The organism is Azotobacter chroococcum, from assembly GCF_002220155.1.
GTDB lineage: Bacteria > Pseudomonadota > Gammaproteobacteria > Pseudomonadales > Pseudomonadaceae > Azotobacter > Azotobacter chroococcum.
Genome location: NZ_CP011835.1, coordinates 1,037,030 through 1,058,017 on the forward strand (window position 1 = coordinate 1,037,030; position 20,988 = coordinate 1,058,017).

General features: G+C 65.5%; 16 protein-coding genes and 1 pseudogene. 8 read left to right on the forward strand and 9 right to left on the reverse strand.

The window, feature by feature from the left end; all coding sequences use genetic code 11:
• Positions 1 to 97: 97 nt before the first annotated feature.
• From rlmF to ACG10_RS04810, 6 genes are all read right to left on the reverse strand, one after another.
• A complete protein-coding gene (gene rlmF / locus ACG10_RS04785; RefSeq protein WP_089167340.1) occupies positions 98 to 1,093 on the reverse strand; it encodes a 23S rRNA (adenine(1618)-N(6))-methyltransferase RlmF in 996 nt (331 codons plus the stop codon).
• A gap of 70 nt (positions 1,094 to 1,163) precedes the next feature.
• Positions 1,164 to 2,927 (reverse strand): putative bifunctional diguanylate cyclase/phosphodiesterase, encoded by a 1,764-nt coding sequence (locus ACG10_RS24715; RefSeq protein WP_089167341.1) that lies wholly within the window; start codon positions 2,925 to 2,927, stop codon positions 1,164 to 1,166.
• A 395-nt stretch (positions 2,928 to 3,322) separates the two neighbouring features.
• Positions 3,323 to 6,157 (reverse strand): valine--tRNA ligase, encoded by a 2,835-nt coding sequence (locus ACG10_RS04795; RefSeq protein WP_089167342.1) that lies wholly within the window; start codon positions 6,155 to 6,157, stop codon positions 3,323 to 3,325.
• A gap of 135 nt (positions 6,158 to 6,292) precedes the next feature.
• Positions 6,293 to 6,628 carry a DNA polymerase III subunit chi gene (locus ACG10_RS04800; RefSeq protein WP_089167343.1) on the reverse strand — a complete coding sequence of 112 codons (336 nt, stop codon included), beginning with the start codon at positions 6,626 to 6,628 and terminating at the stop codon, positions 6,293 to 6,295.
• Positions 6,629 to 6,634: 6 nt separating this feature from the next.
• Complete coding sequence (locus tag ACG10_RS04805) at positions 6,635 to 7,063, reverse strand: DNA polymerase III subunit chi (protein WP_089167344.1); 429 nt, start codon at positions 7,061 to 7,063, stop codon at positions 6,635 to 6,637.
• Between the two features lie 44 nt (positions 7,064 to 7,107).
• Positions 7,108 to 8,598, reverse strand: a complete 1,491-nt coding sequence (locus ACG10_RS04810) for a leucyl aminopeptidase (protein WP_089167345.1) — start codon at positions 8,596 to 8,598, stop codon at positions 7,108 to 7,110.
• Positions 8,599 to 8,872: 274 nt separating this feature from the next.
• Here ACG10_RS04810 and lptF point away from each other — a divergent pair, with 274 nt between their 5' ends.
• Together lptF and lptG are read left to right on the forward strand one after the other, a co-directional pair.
• Positions 8,873 to 9,994 (forward strand): LPS export ABC transporter permease LptF, encoded by a 1,122-nt coding sequence (gene lptF, locus ACG10_RS04820; RefSeq protein ID WP_089167346.1) that lies wholly within the window; start codon positions 8,873 to 8,875, stop codon positions 9,992 to 9,994.
• Entirely contained in the window at positions 9,987 to 11,048 is a 1,062-nt protein-coding gene (lptG, locus tag ACG10_RS04825) for an LPS export ABC transporter permease LptG (protein ID WP_089167347.1), read from the forward strand. The genes lptF and lptG overlap by 8 nt, the downstream gene beginning before the upstream one ends.
• A 37-nt stretch (positions 11,049 to 11,085) precedes the next feature.
• On the opposite strand, the gene ACG10_RS04830 is transcribed toward lptG, so the two are convergent.
• Both ACG10_RS04830 and ACG10_RS04835 read right to left on the reverse strand, forming a co-directional pair.
• Entirely contained in the window at positions 11,086 to 11,580 is a 495-nt protein-coding gene (locus tag ACG10_RS04830) for an RDD family protein (protein ID WP_089167348.1), read from the reverse strand.
• 97 nt (positions 11,581 to 11,677) lie between these two features.
• On the reverse strand, positions 11,678 to 11,890 hold the full coding sequence (locus tag ACG10_RS04835; RefSeq protein WP_039805696.1) for a cold-shock protein: 213 nt from the start codon (positions 11,888 to 11,890) through the stop codon (positions 11,678 to 11,680).
• 991 nt (positions 11,891 to 12,881) lie between these two features.
• Between ACG10_RS04835 and ACG10_RS04840 the strand changes: the two genes are divergently transcribed.
• The 3 genes and pseudogenes from ACG10_RS04840 (at position 12,882) to ACG10_RS04850 (ending at position 15,284) form a co-directional block, all read left to right on the forward strand.
• Positions 12,882 to 13,214, forward strand: a complete 333-nt coding sequence (locus ACG10_RS04840) for a DUF2790 domain-containing protein (protein WP_232487192.1) — start codon at positions 12,882 to 12,884, stop codon at positions 13,212 to 13,214.
• 271 nt (positions 13,215 to 13,485) lie between these two features.
• Complete coding sequence (locus tag ACG10_RS04845; RefSeq protein WP_089167349.1) at positions 13,486 to 13,761, forward strand: hypothetical protein; 276 nt, start codon at positions 13,486 to 13,488, stop codon at positions 13,759 to 13,761.
• 96 nt (positions 13,762 to 13,857) lie between these two features.
• Positions 13,858 to 15,284: pseudogene (locus ACG10_RS04850) on the forward strand (IS4 family transposase).
• A gap of 49 nt (positions 15,285 to 15,333) precedes the next feature.
• Here ACG10_RS04850 and ACG10_RS04855 read toward each other — a convergent pair.
• The gene (locus ACG10_RS04855; RefSeq protein ID WP_089167350.1) at positions 15,334 to 16,347 is read right to left on the reverse strand and encodes an outer membrane protein assembly factor BamD; all 1,014 of its coding nucleotides are present in this window, start codon (positions 16,345 to 16,347) and stop codon (positions 15,334 to 15,336) included.
• A gap of 146 nt (positions 16,348 to 16,493) precedes the next feature.
• On the opposite strand from ACG10_RS04855, the gene rluD reads away from it, so the two are divergent.
• The 3 genes from rluD to clpB all read left to right on the forward strand — a co-directional run bounded on the left by rluD (position 16,494) and on the right by clpB (position 20,928).
• Positions 16,494 to 17,465, forward strand: a complete 972-nt coding sequence (gene rluD / locus ACG10_RS04860; protein ID WP_089169793.1) for a 23S rRNA pseudouridine(1911/1915/1917) synthase RluD — start codon at positions 16,494 to 16,496, stop codon at positions 17,463 to 17,465.
• A complete protein-coding gene (gene pgeF / locus ACG10_RS04865) occupies positions 17,465 to 18,193 on the forward strand; it encodes a peptidoglycan editing factor PgeF (RefSeq protein WP_089167351.1) in 729 nt (242 codons plus the stop codon). Before rluD ends, pgeF begins: the two co-directional genes overlap by 1 nt.
• Positions 18,194 to 18,363: 170 nt before the next feature.
• Entirely contained in the window at positions 18,364 to 20,928 is a 2,565-nt protein-coding gene (gene clpB / locus ACG10_RS04870) for an ATP-dependent chaperone ClpB (protein WP_089167352.1), read from the forward strand.
• Positions 20,929 to 20,988: the final 60 nt, after the last annotated feature.

A 20,988-nucleotide genomic window follows, 5' to 3' on the forward strand; every position in this document is an offset into this window, starting at 1 on the left:
CGACACGCGTGGTCCATGGGCGACCGAGGGAGGGGAAGAAGCGCGTCATGCTACGCCATCGGCGCGGCGGCGCTAAGCGCGCAAAGGTAACCGTTTTTTAGCGCGGCGCCTTCCAGCGCGCTTCCCGCCAGCGGTGCCGGGCGTCAAGGTCGAGGAAGGTCCAGGCGATGAAGCGGCTCTGCTTCTGCCCCTGGGCCATGGGCACGACGCGCACCTCGCAGGCGCCGGCCCTTTTCAGCGCGGCCTGGGCGGCGGGCAGGTTGGAGGCCCTGGAGATCAGGCTGCTGAACCAGTACACCTGCGCGGCGTACTGCACGCTTTCCGCGATCATCCGCCCGACGAAGGCGGCCTCGCCGCCGGGACAGTAGAGCTCGGCGCCCTGGCCGCCGAAGTTCAGCAGCGGCAGCGTGCGCTTGGGGTCGAGCTTGCCGAGGTTGCGCCACTTGCGCCGGCTGCCGCGCGTGGCGTCCTCTGCCGTGGCGTGGAAGGGCGGGTTGCAGAGCGTCAGGTCGAAGCGCTCGTCGGCCTGCAGCAGGCCCTGGAAGATGTGCGCGGGATCGGCCTGGCGGCGCAGCCGGATGGTTCCCTCCAGGGCATTGGCGCGGACGATCGTTTCCGCCGAGGCCAGGGCGGTCGGGTCGATGTCGGCGCCGAGGAAGCGCCAGCCGTACTCGCGCTGGCCGATCAGCGGGTAGATGCAGTTGGCGCCGACGCCGATGTCCAGCACCTGCAGGGCCGCGCCGCGCGGGATTACGCCGCTGTGGTCGGCAGCCAGCAGATCGGCCAGGCCGTGCAGGTAATCGGCGCGGCCGGGAATCGGCGGGCACAGGTAGCCGGGCGGGATGTCCCAGTGGCAGATGCCGTAGTGCTCGGCGAGCAGCGCGCGGTTGAGGGTCTTCACCGCGTCCGGATTGGCGAAGTCGATGCTCTTCTTGCCATAGGGGTTGAGGATGACGAAGGCGGCGAGCGCCGGGTGGCGGCGGATCAGCGCGGGAAAGTCGTAGCGGCCCTGGTGGCGGTTGCGCGGGTGCAGCGGGCTCGGGCGTTCCGGCGGCTGCGCGGGGGGCGACGGGGGGCGGGGCTTGCTCGGCATTGCGGGAGGCTGGCGGTGGGCTGGGCGGCGGATTGTCCCACAAGTCGGGCCGGCGCGCCGCCCGGCGCCGCTATTCGGCGGGCTGGCGCTCTTTCAGCCAGGCGGCCAGCTGTTCGGCGGACAGCGGTCGCGAGAGCAGGAAACCCTGTGCCACCTGATAGCCCCGGTGGGTGAGCAGGCGCCGCTGCTCCTCGTTCTCCACCCCCTCGGCGAACACCGCGATCCGCAGGCTGTCGCCGATGCGCATGGCCGCTTCGGTCAGGGCGCGGATGATCTCGTCGTGTTCCAGGTCGCGGACGAAGCTGCGGTCCAGCTTCAGGGCGCGGACCGGCAGGTGGCGCAGGTAGCCGAGGCAGGAGTAGCCGGTGCCGAAGTCGTCGACGGTCAGGCCGATGTCCATGGCCTGCACGGCATGCAGGGTTTTCAGGCTGTTCGGGTTGCCGCTGCGCAGCACGTCCTGGGTGATCTCCAGGTTGAGGTCGGCCGGCTGCAGGGCATGGCGCTGCAGGGTGTCGGTGATCTGCCGGGGCAGTTCGATGTTGTGGAAGCTGTTCGGCGACAGGTTCACCGAGACGGTCGCCACCTCGAGCCCGGCGCTGCGCCAGGCGGCGAGTTGCCGGCAGGCCTCGTCCAGCGCCCAGCGGTCCAGCTCGCCGGCCAGCCCGCATTCCGCCGCCAGCGGAATGAAGCGGCTCGGCGGGATGCTGCCGAGCTGCGGGTGGGCCCAGCGGGCCAGGGCCTCGACGCCGCACAGGCGGCCGCTCTTGAGGTCGACCTGCGGCTGGTAGTGGAGCTGCAGCAGCTGCTGCTGCAGCGCCTCGCGCAGGGCGACCTCGAGGGTCCGGCGTTCCTGGGCCTGGCGGTTCAGCTCCTCGCTGAAGAAGCTGAACTGGCCGCGTCCGTTGCCCTTGGCCTGGTACATGGCGAGATCGGCGTAGTGCAGCAGGGTTTCCATGTCCTCGCCGTTGTCCGGGAACTGGCTGATGCCGATGCTGGCCGAGGGCGTGAGGGTCGCCCCGGCGATCTGGCAGGGCGCCGACAGCTGCTTCTGGATGCGCTTGACGGTCTCGGTCGTCTGCCGGGGGTCGCAGTCGGTGAGGACCACGACGAACTCGTCACCGGACAGCCGGCCGACGATGTCGGTGGCGCGCAGCTCGCCGCGCAGGCGCTGGGCGACGATGCGCAGCAGGGCATCGCCGGCCGGATGGCCGAGGGTGTCGTTGACCTGCTTGAAGCGGTCCAGGTCGAAGAACAGGACGTTCAGCGCCGTGCGGCTGCGCCTGGCCCGGGCGATCGCCTGGCCGGCCTGGACCAGCAGCAGGCTGCGGTTGGGCAGGCCGGTGAGGGCGTCGTAGAAGGCCATCTGGCGAATCCGGTTGTGGCTTTCCTCGCGCTCCAGGGTCAGCAGGCGGCAGCGTTGTCGCTCGGCTTCCTCGCGTTCGGCCTGGGCGCTGACGTCGGTGGCGATCTGCACGATGCGCTTCAGCTGCCCGTCGGCGCCGAGAATGGGGAGATAGGTCGCTTCCAGCCAGAGGCGCCGGCCATCGGCGCGGGTGTAGGGGTAGCGGCCGTTTGCCGACTGGCCGCGCCCCAGCCCTGCCCAGAGACCATCGAAGTCGTGGCGGTTGGCCGGATCGGGTGCGCAGAGTTGCTGGTGCCGGCGTTTGACAATGGCTTCCGCGGTGTAGCCGAAGAGCTGCCGGTACTTGCCGTTGGCGCGCAGGGCGCGGCCGTCAGGGGTGAACTCGGCGATCGCCATGGCCTGCTCGAGGGCAGCAAGCAGTTCCATCCGCTCGGCGGACGCTTGGGAGGAGGGGGAGGACTGCTGCTTCATTCTTTTTCTGTGCGACTCCGGGCAGCCGTCGCTGATCGGTCGGAGGGGCCTCCTGGGCGATTCAAGCGTCGGGCAGGTCGGTGCGGTTTTCGGGAGCGACCGGAGGAATGATGCCATGGGGCAAGAGGCATGCGTCACACGGATTGATAGCGTATTGCCATCATTGGGCCGTGCTGCTTGAAGATGTGAACCATGCACGCTTTTCGATGCCCGAGCCGGGGCTCGGGAAACGGGCATGCAGGAAGGAGCCCAGCCGGGAACGTTGGCGGCGAGGCCGGATGGACGGAGGGCGGGAGTGGCGGGGTCGGAAGGGCAGACCTGCCAGCGGGAGGGGCCAGGCTCGGCGTTCCGCTGGAGGGAGGGCCGGCACACCTTGCGTGTGCCGGCCGGGGACTTCAGAGGTTGGCGATGCGCGCGCGCTGCTCGCCCAGCCTGGCCATGGCCTGTTCGGCTTCGGTCAGCTTGGCGCGCTCCTTGGCGATCACCTCGGCGGGGGCCTTGTCGACGAAGCTGGCGTTGCCCAGCTTGCCGCCGACGCGCTTGACCTCGCCCTCCAGACGCTGGATTTCCTTGTCCAGGCGGGCCAGTTCGGCGTCCTTGTCTATCAGCCCGGCCATCGGCACCAGTACCTGCATCTCGCCGACCAGCGCGGTGGCCGCCAGCGGCGCTTCCTCACCGGCTTCCAGAATGCGGATGGATTCCAGCTTGGCCAGCTTGGCCAGCAGCGGCTCGCTCGCGGTTAGGCTGCGGCGGTCGCTGTCCGAGGCGTTGTTGAGCACCACGTCGATGCGCCTGGCCATGGAGATGTTCATCTCGCCGCGGATCTGCCGCACGCCGAGCATCAGCGCCTTGACCCATTCGATGTATTCTTCGGCGGCTTCGTCGATGCGCGCCTCGTCGGCCACCGGCCAGGGTTGCAGCATCAGGGTCGGGCCGGACTTGCCGGCCAGCGGCGCCAGGCGCTGCCAGATTTCCTCGGTGATGAAGGGCATGAAGGGGTGCGCCAGTCGCAGCGCGGTTTCCAGCACCCGCACCAGGGTGCGGCGGGTGCCACGCTGGCGCTCGATGCTGGCGTTCTCGTCCCAGAGCACCGGCTTGACCAGCTCCAGGTACCAGGCGCAGTACTGGTCCCAGACGAACTCGTAGAGCGCCTGGGCGGCGAGGTCGAAGCGGAAGGCGTCGAGCTGGCGGGTCACCTCGAGTTCGGTGCGCTGCAGCTGGGAAACGATCCAGCGGTCCACCGGGGACAGCTCGACCGGCTCGCCGGCGGCGCCGCAGTCCTTGCCCTCGGTGTTCTCGAAGACGAAGTTGGCGGCGTTCCACAGCTTGTTGCAGAAGTTGCGGTAACCCTCGACGCGGCCCATGTCGAACTTGATGTCGCGGCCGGTGGAGGCCAGCGAGCAGAAGGTGAAGCGCAGCGCGTCGGTGCCGTAGCTGGCGATGCCCTCGGGGAATTCGGCGCGGGTCTGCTTGGCGATCTTCTCGGCCAGCTTGGGCTGCATCATGCCGCTGGTGCGCTTGGTCAGCAGGGTGTCGAGGTCGATGCCGTCGACGATGTCCAGCGGGTCGAGTACGTTGCCCTTGGACTTGGACATCTTCTGGCCCTGGGCGTCACGCACCAGGCCGTGGACGTAGACGGTCTTGAAGGGGATCTGCCCGGTCAGGTGCAGGGACATCATGATCATCCGGGCGACCCAGAAGAAGATGATGTCGAAGCCGGTGACCAGCACGTCGGTGGGGTGGAAGGTCTTGAGGAACTCGGTCTGCTGCGGCCAGCCGAGGGTGGAGAAGGTCCACAGGCCGGAGCTGAACCAGGTGTCCAGCACGTCCTCGTCCTGACGCAGCGGCTCGTCGTTGCGGATCGCGTACTTGTTGCGCACTTCCGCCTCGTCGCGGCCGACGTAGGCGTTGCCGGCCTCGTCGTACCACGCCGGGATGCGGTGGCCCCACCAGAGCTGACGGCTGATGCACCAGTCCTGGATGTCGCGCATCCAGGAGAAATACATGTTCTCGTACTGCCTGGGCACGAACTGGATGGAACCGTCCTCGACGGCGGCGATGGCCTTCTCGGCCAGCGGCTTGGTGGAGACGTACCACTGGTCGGTCAGCCAGGGCTCGATGATGGTGCCCGAGCGGTCGCCGCGCGGCACCTTCAGCGCGTGGTCGTCGATCTTCTCGAGCAGGCCCATGCCGTCGAAGTCGGCGACGATGGCCTTGCGCGCGTCGAAGCGGTCCATGCTGGCATAGCTGTCCGGCAGGCTGGGGTCGATGCGCGTGTTCGGCGTGCCGTCGATGTCGAACACCTGGGCCTGGGCCAGAACGCTGGCGTTCTTGTCGAAGATGTTGATCAGCGGCAGGTGGTGGCGCTTGCCGACCTCGTAGTCGTTGAAGTCGTGGGCCGGGGTGATCTTCACGCAGCCGGTGCCGAACTCGCGGTCGACGTACTCATCGGCGACGATCGGGATCAGGCGGTTGACCAGCGGCAGCAGCACGTGGCGGCCGATCAGGTCCTTGTAGCGCTCGTCCTCCGGATGCACGGCGACGGCGGCATCGCCCAGCATGGTTTCCGGACGGGTGGTGGCGACCACCAGGTAGGCCTTGCCCTCGGCGGTGCGGGCGTCGTCGGCCAGCGGGTAGCGCAGGTGCCAGAGGTGGCCCTTCTCGTCGTGGTTTTCCACTTCGAGGTCGGAGATCGCGGTGTGCAGCTTGGTGTCCCAGTTGACCAGGCGCTTGCCGCGGTAGATCAGGCCGTCCTCGTGGAGGCGCACGAAGGCTTCCTTGACCGCTTCGGAGAGGCCCTCGTCCATGGTGAATCGCTCCCGCGACCAGTCCACCGAACTGCCCAGGCGGCGGATCTGCCGGGTGATGGTGCCGCCGGACTCCTCCTTCCACTCCCAGACCTTGTCGAGGAACTTCTCGCGGCCGAGGTCGTGGCGGCTGACGCCCTGGGCGGCCAGCTGGCGCTCCACCACCATCTGGGTGGCGATGCCGGCATGGTCGGTGCCCGGCTGCCACAGGGTATTGCGGCCCTGCATGCGGCGGAAGCGGATCAGCGCGTCCATGATCGCGTTGTTGAAGCCGTGGCCCATGTGCAGGCTGCCGGTGACGTTCGGCGGCGGGATCATGATGGTGTAGGGCTCGCCGCTGCCCTGCGGGGCGAAGTAGTTCTTCGACTCCCATTCGGCGTACCAACGGGATTCAATGGCGTGCGGCTGGTAGGTCTTGTCCATGCGGAGGAAACCCTTATAAGACGGCTGATCTGGGAAGCCGGGGAGTATAAAGGCAAACCCGTACCCGTGGGCTGCATCCCTGCAAGTCTAGGCGGAATGTCTCGAGGGTCGGGCAGCGGAGCCGCAGGTGAGCGGTTAGGGCTTGTGCAGGGCGAGCAGCCGCTCTAGGCGGGCTTCGAGGCGGCGCTTCAGTTCGGCCTCGATCTGCGGCACGAAGTCGTCGACGACCTCCTGAAGGATCAGCTGGGCTTCGGTGTGCAGGCTCTGCTTCAGGCGCAGCGGCAGGGCGGCCGGGTACGGCCCGTCCTCCTCCTCATCCAGGGGGACGATCTCCGAGAGCAGCGGGATGTCGTCGGCGGAGAGGGTTTCGGTGAGCAGGGGCGGCAGCAGGTCTTCCTCCAGCAGGTCGCGGATCGACTGCAGGTCGTCCAGCAGGTGGGCGGTTTCCGGCTTGGGTTTCAGGCTGTCCATGGCGCGTCAGATGCGTGGCAGGCGGTGATCCTGCAAAGGATAGCCGCGCTCGCGGTAGAAGCGGTAGCTGGCGCGCGTGGCCTGACGGATGGCCGGCTCGCTCACCACCAGCTCGGCGATCCGCGCGAAGCGCTCGCAGAAGGGGGGGGCGGCCAGCGCCAGATTGATCAGCAGGTCGTGGTGATTGCCGGGAGCGTCGTCCAGGCCGAGGGCGATCGGCGTGTCGGCATCCTCCTCGATCAGGTCGTGGGGCAGGAAGGCCTCGCTTTTGTAGCTCCACAGCCGGGCGTCCAGCGCATCGCGCTGGGCCGCGTCCTGGCAGTACAGATAGATACGGTGCCCCAGGCGCCAGGCCTTTTCCGTCAGCTTGCAGGCGAAGTCCAGGCGTGCCGCCGGGTCGGCGGAGGGCAGGATGTAGAAGTCGACCTGGGGCATGGAGTCCTCGGCTGTGCGGGGGCGGAGCTCGCCCCCGCGTCCGCTCACGGGGCGCTGCGGTCCAGCAGGAACTGGGTCAGCAGCGGGACCGGGCGGCCGGTGGCGCCCTTTTCCTTGCCGCCGCTGATCCAGGCGGTGCCGGCGATGTCCAGGTGTGCCCAGTGGTAGTTCTTGGCGAAGCGCGAGAGGAAGCAGCCGGCGGTGATGCTGCCGGCCTTGGGGCCGCCGATGTTGGCCATGTCGGCGAACGGGCTGTCGAGCTGTTCCTGGTATTCCTCGAACAGCGGCAGCTGCCAGGCACGGTCGGCGGCATGTTCGCCGGCCTTGAGGATCTGGCGGATCAGGGCGTCGTGGTTGCCCATCAGGCCCGAAGCCTGGGTGCCCAGGGCGGTGATGCAGGCGCCGGTGAGGGTGGCGACGTCGATCACCGCCTGCGGCTTGAAGCGTTCGGCGTAGGTGAGGGTGTCGCACAGCACCAGGCGGCCTTCGGCGTCGGTGTTGAGGATCTCCACGGTCTGCCCGCTCATGCTGGTGACGATGTCGCCGGGGCGGGTGGCGCCGCCGCTGGGCATGTTCTCGGCGCAGGCCAGGAGACCCACGACGTTGATCGGCAGGGCCAGTTCGAGCAGGGCGCGGAAGGTGCCGAGCACGCTGGCGGCGCCGCACATGTCGTACTTCATCTCGTCCATGCTCGGGCCGGGCTTGAGGCTGATGCCGCCGGTGTCGAAGGTGATGCCCTTGCCGACCAGCACAAAGGGCTGCTCGTCCTTCTTGCCGCCCTGGTAGTTGAGCACGACCAGCCGCGGCGGCTGGTCGCTGCCCTGGGCGACGGCGAGGAAGGCGCCCATGCCGAGTTCCTTGAGCTTCTTCTCGTCGAGGACCTCGACCTTCAGCGCGTCGTGCGCCTTGGCCAGCGCCTTGGCCTCGTCGGCCAGGTGGCTCGGGTAGCAGAGGTTCGGCGGCAGGTTGCCGAGGTCGCGGGTCAGGGCCATGCCGCTGGCGATCGCCCGGGCATGGCCGGCGGCGCGCTCCACGTCAGCCTGACTGGCCTTGTCGCAGACCAGGACCAGCTTCTTCAGGGTCGGCGCGGTGGCTTTCTCGCTCTTGAAGTGGTCGAACACGTAGGTGGCGTCGAGCAGCGTCTCGGCCAGCAGGCGGGCCTTGCCGTAGGCGTCGCGCCCCTTGACGTGGAGTTCGCCCAGGGTCAGGGCGGCGTCGCTGCCGCCCAGACCTTTCAGCACGCTATGGGCTGCCGCGACGATCTTGCGGAACTGGCGGTCGCCCAGCTCGCTCTCCTTGCCGGTACCGACCAGCAGCACGCGCTCGGCCTTGAGATTCGGCAGATGGTGCAGCAGCAGGGTCTGTCCGACCTTGCCGGCGAGGTCGCCGCGCTTGAGGGCCGCCGACAGGGCGCCGTCGGTGGCCTGGTCGACGGCCTTGGCGGTGGCGCCCAGTTTGCGGCCTTCGCCGACGGCAACCACCAGCGTGGCGGTTTTCAGGGTTTGCGGGCTGGCACTTTTGACAACGAGTTGCATGGCGTGATGTCCCCAAGACAAAGGGTCTGGTTTGCAGGATAATGCCGGTCTTTTTTGTGGCGCGTTGCAGGCTGCTGAGAATGCTGCGTTCGGCTATCGGTGTGGGATCGGGTTCGGAGTCCTTTCACGTCAGGGACACTGCACAGCCTTGCCTGATCTTGCCCTGTCCGGCCTCGCTCGCGGCCTTTTCGACGGCCTGTGGGGCGGTGGGTCGGCAACAAGGCGGCTAGTTTGAGCACAGCGGCCTGAGCCTGACAACCCTGGAGTGTCTGGTTTGATCATCCCTCGCTATCTTTCCCGTGAGCTGCTGATGACGCTGAGCGCGGTCAGTGCCGTGCTGCTGGCGATCATCATGAGCGGCCGCTTCATCAAATATCTGGCGCAGGCCGCCCAGGGCCAGCTCGATCCGGGCGTGCTGCTGCAGATCATGCTCTACCGGATGCCCAGTTTCCTCGAGCTGATCCTGCCACTGGGGCTGTTCCTCGGCATCCTGCTCGCCTATGGCCGGCTGTACCTCGACAGCGAGATGACCGTGCTGGCGGCGACCGGGATGAGTCCGCGGCGCCTGGTCGTCTACACCCTAATTCCGGCCATCCCGGTCGCCGCGCTGGTCGCCTGGATGAGCCTGGGGCTGGCGCCCCAGGGAGTTCGGATGGTCGAGCAACTGCTCAACGAGCAGAAGGCCCTGACCGAGTTCGATACCTTGGTGCCGGGGCGTTTCCAGGCCATGAAGGACGGCTCGCGGGTGACCTATGTCGAGGATCTGACTGACGACCGCACCGAGCTTTCCAGCGTGTTCATCAGCGAGAAGCGGATGTCCCGCGATGGCGGAAAGGAGCGCGGCATCGCCGTGCTGGTGGCGGAGGGCGGCCGCCAGGAGGTGCAGGCGGACGGCAGTCGCTACCTGATCCTGCAGAACGGCTATCGCTATGACGGCAATCCCGGGCAGGCCGACTACCGGGTGATCCGCTACGACACCTATGGCGTTTTGCTGGGCAAGCCGGCGGTGAGCGGCGAGATCAACGAGCGCGAGGCGACTCCCACCCGCGAGCTGGTCGGCAGCGAGCAGCCGCGCCATCAGGCCGAACTGCAGTGGCGCCTTTCACTGCCCCTCCTGGTGTTCGTGGTCGCCGTGCTGGCGGTGCCGCTGGCCAAGGTCAATCCCCGCCAGGGACGCTTTCTCAAGCTGTTGCCGGCGATCCTTCTCTACATGGCCTATCTGGCCACGCTGATCGCCGTGCGCGGCGAGCTGGACAAGGGCAGGATTCCGATGCTGATCGGCCTCTGGTGGGTCCACGGGCTCTTCCTGCTGATCGGCCTGGGGCTGCTGTTCTGGGAGCCCCTGCGCCTGCACCTGGCGAGCCGTCGTGCCGCGCGGAGTCTGAAGCATGGGTAAGCTGGACAGATACATCGGCATCAGTGTGTTGCTCGCCATCCTGGCGGTGCTCGGGGTGATCGTCGGTCTAACCCTGCTGTTCGCCTTCGTCGACGAGCTGGGCGATGTCCGGGGCAATTACGATCTGGCCGCGGCGGCCTGGTATGTCTTTCTGACCGTGCCGCAGCGCACCTATGAAATGCTGCCGATGGCGGCGCTGATCGGCTGCCTGATCGGTCTCGGCACTCTGGCCAGCAGCTGCGAGTTGACGGTCATGCGGGCCGCCGGGGTATCGCTCGGGCGCATCGTCTGGGCAGTGATGAAGCCCATGCTGGTGCTGATGCTGCTCGGCGGGCTGCTCGGCGAGTACCTGGCGCCCTGGGCGGAAAACAAGGCCGAGGCCCATCGCTCCCTGGCCCAGGGTGGCGGCGAGGCGCAGACGGCCAAGCACGGCCTCTGGCATCGCCAGGGCGAGGAGTTCGTGCACATCAACGCGGTGCAGCCTGGGGGCGTGCTGTACGGGGTGACCCGCTACCGTTTCGATGATCAGCGCCATATGTTGTCCTCCAGCTTCGCCAGGAGGGCGCACTACCGGGACGGATACTGGCAGCTGGAGGAGGTGACGACCACCCGTTTCCTCGAGCGCCGCACCGAGATCGTCAATGCGCCCGGCGAGCGCTGGGATGTCCAGTTGACTCCCCAGTTGCTGGGGACCGTGGTGATGGATCCGGAAGCCCTGTCGATGACCGGGTTGTGGCGCTACATCCATTATCTGGCCGAGCAGGGGCTGAACAATACGCGCTACTGGCTGGCCTTCTGGAGCAAGGTGCTGCAGCCCATGGTGACCGCGGCACTGGTGCTGATGGCGATTTCCTTCATCTTCGGCCCGCTGCGCTCGGTCACCCTCGGCCAGCGGCTCTTCACGGGGGTGCTGGTCGGCTTCGTCTTCCGCATCTTCCAGGACCTGCTCGGTCCTTCGAGTCAGGTGTTCGGCTTCTCGCCCCTGCTGGCGGTGGCTCTGCCGGCAGGGCTTTGTGCGCTGCTGGGGCTGCACCTGTTGCGCCGGGCAGGGTAGGGCGGGAACGCCGCCCGCCTGCCGGTGGCGGGGAATGCTACTTCTTGTGGATGTTCTTCGGCAGCCGGATCACCCGGCTGTTGGAGTACAGGTCCTGCCAGGTGCGCCCTTGCTTGTCCCAGAGCATCCAGAGGTGGCCCAGGCCAAGGCACAGCCAGGAGACGATGGCGATCAGAAAGCGCAGCAGGGCCTGCCAGAGATCGATGGCGGTGCCGTCGCTGTTCTGGATGCGCAATCCCCAGACCTGCATGCCGAGGGTCTGGCCGTTATGCGTCCAGAATTTCGCGAAGAAGCCGAACAGGCAGAAGAGCAGCAGGGTGGAGAGCAGCGGGTCGCCATCCAGTGCGCCGGCGTCGGACAGTTGCCTGAGCCGCTCGCTGCCGACGATGGCCATCTGGATCAATTTGTAGAGAAAGGTGACGACGATCAGCAGGGCAGCGCAGAGCAGAAAGTCGTAGAACATCGCTGCCAGGCGGCGGGGCAGTCCTGCGGCAGGGAAATCCCCTTGGGGGATCAGGGCGGGTTTGGGCATGGCGGGCTCGCGGTAAGGCAAAGGCCGTCATTCTACGGAATATCGGGCACAAAAAAGCCCCTGATGGCGACATCAGGGGCTTTCCGCAAGCCTAGAATCAGCCCAGGATCTGAACTTTGTCAGCCTGCATGCCTTTCTGGCCTTGTACCGCTTCGAAGGTGACCTTCTGGCCTTCTTTCAGGCTCTTGAAGCCGGTGCCTTCGATTGCGCGAAAGTGGACGAACAGATCCGGACCGCTCTCGGGGGTGATGAAGCCAAAGCCCTTCTCGTCGTTGAACCACTTGACGGTGCCGGTTTGACGATTCGACATGTCTTATTTCCTTGAAACTGGAGTTGATGGCAGTCCCTGTGACAACAGAGAGCTGGAACTGGTTGCAGAGAGTAAGAGAAGTCGAGCGGGATGTAGCGGACCTGTAGGACCTACTGCCACCAAGTCAAGATTCAACAGCGACCCACGCAAACACAGTTTAGATACTGTACGCCAAGTCCGCGGAAAAAGCCAAGCCCCAGAGCGGAAGGTTTTTGCGAGTGGTTATATTGTGGGGAAATTGCAGATATTTTCTCTAAAAATGATAATTTTTGCAGGAAATTACCGCTCTTGTAGGGTGGGTGGTCGCCTCTTCCTCGGCTGGCAATGGAGGGAACGCCGTCGATGGGCCGGCACTGCTTCGGCGGCAGTTCGTCGCACCTGTGGGCAGGTCTTGCCGACAGGCAGGGGGACAGCCAGAGGCTTTTCCATGTCTGGGCCTGGTCGGGTTCATGGGTAATTTCCTTGCCTGACTGAGTGGTGGCTGGAATCTCTGCTGGCATGGCTTGTTGCAGTTTTGATGCTCTGGGTGTGTTGGGCTTATATTTTTATTTCATTTTATGGGGGCCACTCTTTTTAAGAGATGTTTGCTTCTAAATGGTTGCCTGGAAATATCCCTATCCAATAAGTGCCGCCTTGACCCTGGTGCCTGCAGGATCTTTTCTTGTAATGGGTTGCGGTAAATACAGGTTTTCTCGGGGCTGAAAATATGGCAGGGCATCTCGAATGCCAAGGCCGGATGTCGCATGAGCATGAGTATGGGATGTATCAGGCGGTCGTGTGCTTTCGCCTAAACCCGAGCGCCGGGCTGTCGAGGATGGCAAGGGCTCTAACAGGGAGACGTTATCCGGACCACCGCGGTTTCGCTGGTTGGGAGGACAGCCGGGCCGGTCACTTTGGCCAGCACTGCTTTTTATGACTGCCTGAGGGGTGCGAGCGAGTCAGTGCTCTGTGTCGCACGCTTCCTATTCTTCTCCTGTGGGAGGGATATTCCATGACAGTGTTCAGTATGAAACCCATAACGCTGATTTTCACCGTAGCGCTACTTTTGCCGGCGTCCTTGGCCTTGGCAGAGACTGATAGCCGACCTGCCGCAGGTCCGACAGAGCTGGAGGAGATGGTTGTTTATTCGCAGATGCCCCAGGTCCGGGACTATAGCTATGGCATGCGCCTGGATATTGCCGAAGTGGTGGCCATGGAGTATTTCCCCCCCGAGCCGGATTTTTGCGGGGTCATTCCGGCGCAGATGACCTACGAGGACTCCATGGGCGAGCTCAACACCATTCGCTATCTATATCCGGAAACCGCAGGCTGCCACGACAACTAGAAAAAACGGAAGGCAAAGCACGGGGCAAGCGTCACGGCGTAGGGTGAGGCAAGGCGGACGAGGATGCATTCGTCATGCCGGTGCTCTAACCGCGATCTTTCTCGTGCATTCGCCCTCGGTCGCGGTGTGGCAGTCCCTCCTTCGAGGCGGGGTGGGGCGTGTAAGCATGCTGGTTGAGCGAGGGCGCGCGGATTGCACTTTGCGGGCGTCGTGCTGTCACAACGGCACCTACCTAACCTTGTATGAGCTGCGACGCCAGGAAGGGCAACTAATGACCATCAATCCGATTCTTTCTCTTATGCTTGCATGCTGCGGTCTGTTCGCGAGCGGACTGTATCTGGGAAGCTGGCTGCGCTCCTCGCCGAAACCGGAAGCGGATCTGGAGGAGCCGGTGGACGATGCCGGTCTGTTCTGTGGCTGGGACGGGCTCTCGGCTGTTGAGCGCAAGAAGCGGCTGGCTCTGTATCAGCGGCGTGTGCGCGCACGAATCGCCGAGCAGGAGCGGGTCTGGCTCCAAGCTCGTCTGAGGGAGTGTGCAAAGGTGTAAGGCATGACTGGTGACACACAAAAAGGGAGGCCTCGGCCTAATGCCAGTCAGTTAAGGCCGTCGCCTTGACCTTTGGTGGGCTGAAAGCAAAATCCGATGCCTGTTTTAGGCATCGGATTTTTTATGCGTCTCTCGCGTGCACTGGCCATCACTCACGATATTGCTGCTACGTCCCATGCACTCGATGGGCTGGGCGAGTTGCTTGACGCGAGGTCACCCATCGAACCGCCATTGCCTCGGTCCCATGCACTCGATGGGCTGGGCGAGTTGCTTGACCCCGACCTGGTCAAATCTGCCTTCGAGACCGCTGGTGTAGCTACCCTGCGCAAGCGCCGCTTGCCTCTGGAGTCCATGATCTGGTGCGTGATCGGCATGGCGCTGTTTCGCCGAATGTCGGCCTGGGATGTCGTCAACCAGATGGACATCATGCTGCCCGGGCAGCGCCCCTTGGTGGCCCCCAGCGCTGTGGTTCAAGGGCGTCAGCGCTTGGGTAGCCAGGCTGTACGTGAAGTCTTCGCGCTGACGCAGCAGCGCTGGCATGCCTCGGCCAACCATCCGACCTGGATGGGGCTACGCCTGCTCAGTGTCGATGGGGTGGTCTGGCGCACGCCCGATACGCAGGAGAACCGTGAGCACTACGGCAGCTCCACCAACCAGCATGGCGATACCGGTTTTCCACAGGTACGCATGGTGTGCCAGATGGAGCTGACCAGTCACCTATTGGTCAGCAGCAGCTTCGCCGGTTACCACAGCAATGAGATGAAACTGGCCGAGCAACTGGTTGTCACTACGCCCGATCACTCGCTGACCCTGTTCGACCGTGGCTTCTACTCACTGGGCTTGTTGCACCATTGGCAGCAGGCCGGCACCCAGCGTCACTGGCTGATTCCGCTGCGCAAGGGGGCCCGCCATGAAGTCATTCACCGACTGGGGCGCCAGGATGCCATCGTCAGTCTGCCGACCTCGCCGCAAGCGCGAAAGCAATGGCCGGGCCTGCCGGAAACCCTGCAGGCGCGCCTCCTGAGCAAGACGGTCAAGGGCAAGGTGCGCCAGATCCTGACCTCGATGACCGATCCCCTGCGCTTCCCTTCAGATGAGATCGTCGATTTGTACAGTCAGCGCTGGGAAATCGAGCTGGGCTACCGGGAGATGAAGCAGAGCATGCTGGACAGCCGCTACACGCTGCGTAGCAAGACGCCGGAGATGATCGAGCAGGAGCTATGGGAGTACTGCTGGGCTACAACCTGCTGCGCTACCAGATGCTGGAGATGAGTCGCCACTGCCCGGGGATCTACCCCTGCGAGATGAGCTTCACCGCCTGTACCTGGGCGATCTTGGGGTTACTGAATGGCCTTTCCCTGCGGCATCCGGGCAATATCCCCAAATACTTGGCAGAGCTACATGCGTCAGCCATGCACTACGTACTGCCGCATCGGCGGAAAGATCGTTGCTACCCTCGCGCGGTCAGACCAAAGCCATCCAAGTATCAATCCAGAAATAAAAATGCCAGTCAGCTTAACTGACTGGCATTAGGCCTCGGCCTCCCTTTTTGGTTCGCTATCTGCCTTGACTTCAGTCGAGCAGGCGGAGGGGGTTCCACCAGGCGCGCTTGGGCTTGCGATCGGCGGCCTCGACGTTTTCCGGAGTTTCCTCGCCCTGTTTGAGGTCGAGGCGGATTTCCTGGCGAGCCTCTTCGTACATGCGGCGAACATCCTGGTTGGCGCGGGTTTCGCCCGGAGGCAGCGGAGGCTTGCTCTCGATCAGGCCGAGGGTGTACTTGCCCAGCCAGGAGCGGTTGTCGTCCTCCTCCTCCAGCGGCACGAACTGGCCGTTCTGCAGGCTCGGGTGATCCGGGTAGTTCAGCTTCAGGGTTTCCAGGCTGGTGGCGGCCAGTTCGTCCAGGGTCAGGCGCTGGTAGGACTCGACCATCACCGCCAGGCCATCGCCTACCGCGGGCGTTTCCTGAAGGTTCTCCACCACGTAGCGGCCGCGATTGGCGGCGGCTACGTAGGCCTCGCGCTTCAGATAGTAGTGGGCGACGTGGATCTCGTAGGCGGCCAGCAGGTTGCGCAGGTAGACCATGCGCGCCTTGGCGTCCGGCGCATAGCGGCTGTTCGGGAAGCGGCTGGTGAGCTGGGCGAACTCGTTGAAGGAGTCGCGGGCCGCGCCGGGGTCGCGCTTGGTCATGTCCAGCGGCAGGAAGCGTGACAGCAGGCCGCGATCCTGGTCGAAGGAGGCCAGCCCCTTGAGGTAGTAGGCGTAGTCGACGTTCGGGTGCTGCGGATGCAGGCGGATGAAGCGTTCGGCAGCCGAGCGCGAGGCTTCTGTCTCCTGACTCTTGTAATAGGCGTAGATCAGTTCGAGCTGCGCCTGTTCCGCGTAGCGACCGAACGGATAGCGCGACTCCAGGGCCTTCAGCTTGCTGGTCGCGGCGCTGTAGTTCTCGTTGTTGAGATCGGTCTGGGCCTGCTGGTACAGCTCGGTTTCGCTCAGGTTCTCGTCGACGACATCCTCCTTCTCCTTCTTCGATCCGCAGGCGGCGATGAGAACGAGCGTGGCGATCAGCAGCAGGTGTTTCAGGTGCATGGATGCTGTGCGTCCCTGTGACGGCGGCTGTCGGGGGGCGGGCCGTCCTGTTATGATGGGCGCCCCGCGTGAGCCGGGGCAGAGGGGTCGTATTTAACCACAAGCGCATGGCCGAAACCAAAGGCCGTGCCCCGCCGTTGCCGAGCATGTCAATACACAACGATCAGGCCATCCGACTTCGCGCCGAAGTCCCCTTCGAACTGGGCGGTCAGCGCCTCGACCAGGTCGCCGCACAGCTTTTCGCCGAACATTCGCGCTCGCGTCTGGCCGCCTGGATCAAGGACGGGCGCCTGACCGTGGACGGCGCCGTATTGCGCCCCCGCGACATCGTGCATGGCGGCGCCCTGCTCGAACTGGATGCCGAGCAGCAGGCGCAGGGCGAGTGGATCGCCCAAGCCATCGAGCTGGACATCGTCCATGAGGACGAGCAGATACTGGTGCTGAACAAGCCTGCCGGACTGGTTGTGCATCCGGCCGCGGGGCATGCCGATGGCACCCTGCTCAACGCGTTGCTGCACCATGTGCCGGGGCTGGTCAATGTGCCGCGCGCCGGCATCGTCCATCGCCTGGACAAGGACACCACTGGGCTGATGGTGGTGGCCAAGACCCTGCAGGCGCAGACTCGGTTGGTCGAGCAGTTGCAGATGCGCAGTGTCAGCCGCATCTACGAGGCCATCGTGGTCGGCGTGATCACCGCCGGTGGCAGCGTCGACGCGCCCATCGGTCGTCATGGCCAGCAGCGCCAGCGCATGGCGGTGGTCGAGGGCGGCAAGCCGGCGGTCAGCCACTATCGCGTGCTCGAGCGTTTCCGCGCGCATACCCATAGCCGCATCAAGCTGGAAACCGGGCGCACCCACCAGATCCGCGTGCACATGGCGCACATCGGCTACCCGCTGGTGGGTGACCCGGTCTATGGCGGGCGCTTTCGCATCCCGCCAGCGGCCAGTCCGACCCTGGTGCAGGCGCTCCGGGAGTTTCCGCGCCAGGCGCTGCACGCGCGTTTCCTCGAGCTGGACCACCCCGCCAGCGGCGAACGTCTCAAATGGGAGGCGCCGCTGCCGGACGATTTCGTCTGGTTGCTGACGCTGCTGCGCCAGGACAGCGAGGCGTTCGTCTGATGGATGTCTGGCTGGTGCCGGACTGGCCTGCACCAGCACGAGTGCGCGCCTGCGTGACGACTCGCGAGGGTGGCATCAGTGCTGCGCCCTTCGACGGTCTCAATCTCGGCGACCATGTCGGGGACGAGCCGGGGGCGGTGGCCGAGAATCGCCGGCGCCTGCAGGCCGGTCTCGGCTGCGAGCCGGCCTGGCTGCGTCAGGTGCATGGCGTGACGGTGGTGCCGGCCGATCCGGCGCTGATATCCGAGGCCGATGCCAGCTGGACGGGCCGCTCCGGTATCGCCTGCGCCATCCTTACCGCCGACTGCCTGCCGGTGCTGTTCTGCGACCGCGCCGGCACGCGGGTGGCGGCGGCCCATGCCGGCTGGCGCGGGCTGGCCGGCGGGGTGCTGGAGGCGACCCTGGATGCCTTGGCCGTGGCGCCGGAGGAGCTGCTGGTCTGGCTCGGCCCGGCCATCGGCCCGGCGGCCTTCGAGGTCGGCCCCGAGGTGCGCGAGGCCTTTCTCGAACGCCATCCGCGGGCGGCAGAGGCCTTCGTGGCGAGCCGCAATCCGGGTCGCTTCATGGCCGACCTCTATCAGCTGGCGCGCATCCGTCTGGCTGCTCGGGGTGTCGTGGCTGTCTATGGCGGTGGCTTCTGCACCTACAGCGACCCGCGCTTCTACTCCTACCGCCGCGCCCCGCACACCGGGCGCTTCGCCAGTCTGGTCTGGCTGGCGATCCCCTGATCGCCTTTTCTCGCCACGGGGCGCATTAAGCCCACGGTCTGCGCTCATCGGTCCGGCTGCTGACGTGGATCAATCCTGCGGCCTTGAATCCCCGCCGATCATCCTTATCTATGCTTCAACTCGGCAGGCCTCCAGCGCGCCAGCCCGCTCCTCATAGGAAGGATGACTCCATGCGAATCGACCGATTGACCAGCAAACTGCAACTTGCCCTGTCCGATGCCCAGTCCGTGGCGGTCGGTCTCGACCATGCCGCCATCGAGCCGCTGCACCTGATGCAGGCGCTGCTCGATCAGCAGGGGGGCTCGATCAAGCCGCTGCTGATGCAGGTCGGCTTCGACATCAATGGCCTGCGCCAGGCGCTGGCCAAGGAGCTCGAGCAGCTGCCCAAGCTGCAGAACCCCACCGGCGACATGAACCTGTCCCAGGACTTGGCGCGCCTGCTCAATCAGGCCGATCGCCTGGCCCAGCAGAAGGGTGATCAGTTCATCTCCAGCGAGCTGGTGCTGCTCGCCGCGCTGGATGGCGATACCCGTCTGGGCAAGGTCCTTTTGGGGCAGGGCGTATCGAAGAAGGCCATCGAAAACGCCGTCAACAACCTGCGCGGCGGCCAGACGGTGAACGACCCGAACGCCGAGGAGTCCCGTCAGGCCTTGGACAAGTACTGCGTCGACATGACCGCACGGGCCGAGGAGGGCAGGCTCGACCCGGTGATCGGGCGCGACGACGAGATCCGTCGCACCATCCAGGTACTGCAGCGGCGCACCAAGAACAATCCGGTGCTGATCGGCGAGCCGGGCGTCGGCAAGACTGCCATCGTCGAGGGGCTGGCCCAGCGCATCGTCAATGGCGAGGTGCCGGACGGCCTCAAGGACAAGCGCCTGCTGGCCCTCGACATGGGCTCGCTGATTGCCGGCGCCAAGTTCCGCGGCGAGTTCGAGGAGCGCCTGAAGGCGGTGCTCAACGAGCTGGGCAAGCAGGAGGGGCGGGTCATCCTGTTCATCGATGAATTGCATACCATGGTCGGTGCCGGCAAGGCCGAGGGTGCCATGGATGCCGGCAACATGCTGAAGCCCGCCCTGGCGCGCGGCGAGCTGCACTGCGTCGGTGCCACCACCCTCGACGAGTATCGCCAGTACGTCGAGAAGGACGCCGCCCTGGAGCGGCGCTTCCAGAAGGTGCTGGTGGACGAGCCGAGCGAGGAGGACACCATCGCCATCCTCCGTGGCCTCAAGGAGCGCTACGAGGTGCACCACGGGGTGACCATCACCGACGGCGCGATCATCGCCGCGGCCAAGCTGTCGCACCGCTACATCACCGACCGCCAGCTGCCGGACAAGGCCATCGACCTGATCGACGAGGCTGCCAGCCGCATCCGCATGGAGATCGACTCCAAGCCTGAGGCGCTGGACCGTCTGGATCGCCGTCTGATCCAGCTGAAGATCGAGCGCGAGGCGCTGAAGAAGGAAACCGACGAGGCGACCAAAAAGCGTCTGGTCAAGCTCGAGGAAGACATCGCCAAGCTGGAGCGCGAGTACGCCGACCTCGAGGAGATCTGGAAGTCGGAGAAGGCCGAGGTGCAGGGCTCGGCGCAGCTCCAGCAGCAGCTGGAGCAGGCCAAGCTGGACCTGGAGGCGGCACGGCGCAAGGGCGACCTGAACCGCATGGCCGAGCTGCAATACGGCTCGATTCCCGAGCTGGAGCGCAAGCTGGCCGCCGCCGACAGCGGCGAGCCACGGGAGAACCAGCTGCTGCGCAACCGTGTCACCGACGAGGAGATCGCCGAGGTGGTGTCCAAGTGGACCGGCATCCCGGTGGCCAAGATGCTCGAGGGGGAGCGCGAGAAGCTGCTGAAGATGGAGGAACTGCTGCACCAGCGGGTGATCGGTCAGCACGAGGCGGTGGTCGCCGTGGCCAACGCGGTGCGTCGCTCCCGCGCCGGCCTCGCCGACCCGAACCGGCCGAGCGGCTCCTTCCTGTTCCTCGGCCCGACCGGGGTGGGCAAGACCGAGCTGTGCAAGGCGCTGGCCGAGTTCCTCTTCGATACCGAGGAGGCGCTGGTGCGCATCGACATGTCCGAGTTCATGGAGAAGCACTCGGTGGCCCGGCTGATCGGCGCCCCTCCCGGCTATGTCGGCTACGAGGAGGGCGGTTATCTGACCGAGGCGGTGCGCCGCAAGCCCTACTCGGTGGTGCTGATGGACGAGGTGGAGAAGGCCCACCCCGACGTGTTCAACATCCTCCTGCAGGTGCTGGAAGATGGTCGTCTGACTGACAGCCACGGGCGCACTGTGGACTTCAAGAACACCGTGGTGGTGATGACCTCCAACCTCGGCTCGATGCAGATCCAGGAACTGGTCGGCGATCGCGAGGCCCAGCGGGCGGCGGTGATGGATGCGGTGAGCCATCACTTCCGGCCGGAGTTCATCAACCGTATCGACGAGGTGGTGGTATTCGACCCGCTGGCCCGCGAGCAGATTGCCGGCATCGCCGAAATCCAGCTCAAGCGCCTGCGTCGACGCCTGGCCGAACGCGAGCTGAGCCTCGAGCTCTCTGCCGAGGCCCTGGACAAGCTGATTGCCGTCGGCTACGACCCGGTCTACGGGGCGCGACCGCTGAAGCGGGCGATCCAGCGCTGGATCGAGAACCCACTGGCGCAGCTGATCCTCGCCGGCCAGTTCGCCCCCGGCACGAAGATCTCTGCTCGGGTGGAAGGCGACGAGATCGTCTTCGGCTGATGCCGCTCCTCGACCCTCTCTCCATGGGGGAGAGGGCGAAGAAAATAAGTGATTGCTACA

Bases quoted from the DNA above. Each gene is read 5' to 3' on its own strand.
- rlmF (WP_089167340.1), bottom strand. From the start codon at position 1,093: ATGCCGAGCAAGCCCCGCCCCCCGTCGCCCCCCGCGCAGCCGCCGGAA.
- ACG10_RS24715 (WP_089167341.1), bottom strand. From the start codon at position 2,927: ATGAAGCAGCAGTCCTCCCCCTCCTCCCAAGCGTCCGCCGAGCGGATG.
- ACG10_RS04795 (WP_089167342.1), bottom strand. From the start codon at position 6,157: ATGGACAAGACCTACCAGCCGCACGCCATTGAATCCCGTTGGTACGCC.
- ACG10_RS04800 (WP_089167343.1), bottom strand. From the start codon at position 6,628: ATGGACAGCCTGAAACCCAAGCCGGAAACCGCCCACCTGCTGGACGAC.
- ACG10_RS04805 (WP_089167344.1), bottom strand. From the start codon at position 7,063: ATGCCCCAGGTCGACTTCTACATCCTGCCCTCCGCCGACCCGGCGGCA.
- ACG10_RS04810 (WP_089167345.1), bottom strand. From the start codon at position 8,598: ATGCAACTCGTTGTCAAAAGTGCCAGCCCGCAAACCCTGAAAACCGCC.
- lptG (WP_089167347.1), top strand. From the start codon at position 9,987: ATGGGTAAGCTGGACAGATACATCGGCATCAGTGTGTTGCTCGCCATC.
- ACG10_RS04830 (WP_089167348.1), bottom strand. From the start codon at position 11,580: ATGCCCAAACCCGCCCTGATCCCCCAAGGGGATTTCCCTGCCGCAGGA.
- ACG10_RS04835 (WP_039805696.1), bottom strand. From the start codon at position 11,890: ATGTCGAATCGTCAAACCGGCACCGTCAAGTGGTTCAACGACGAGAAG.
- ACG10_RS04840 (WP_232487192.1), top strand. From the start codon at position 12,882: ATGACAGTGTTCAGTATGAAACCCATAACGCTGATTTTCACCGTAGCG.
- ACG10_RS04845 (WP_089167349.1), top strand. From the start codon at position 13,486: ATGACCATCAATCCGATTCTTTCTCTTATGCTTGCATGCTGCGGTCTG.
- ACG10_RS04855 (WP_089167350.1), bottom strand. From the start codon at position 16,347: ATGCACCTGAAACACCTGCTGCTGATCGCCACGCTCGTTCTCATCGCC.
- rluD (WP_089169793.1), top strand. From the start codon at position 16,494: ATGTCAATACACAACGATCAGGCCATCCGACTTCGCGCCGAAGTCCCC.
- pgeF (WP_089167351.1), top strand. From the start codon at position 17,465: ATGGATGTCTGGCTGGTGCCGGACTGGCCTGCACCAGCACGAGTGCGC.
- clpB (WP_089167352.1), top strand. From the start codon at position 18,364: ATGCGAATCGACCGATTGACCAGCAAACTGCAACTTGCCCTGTCCGAT.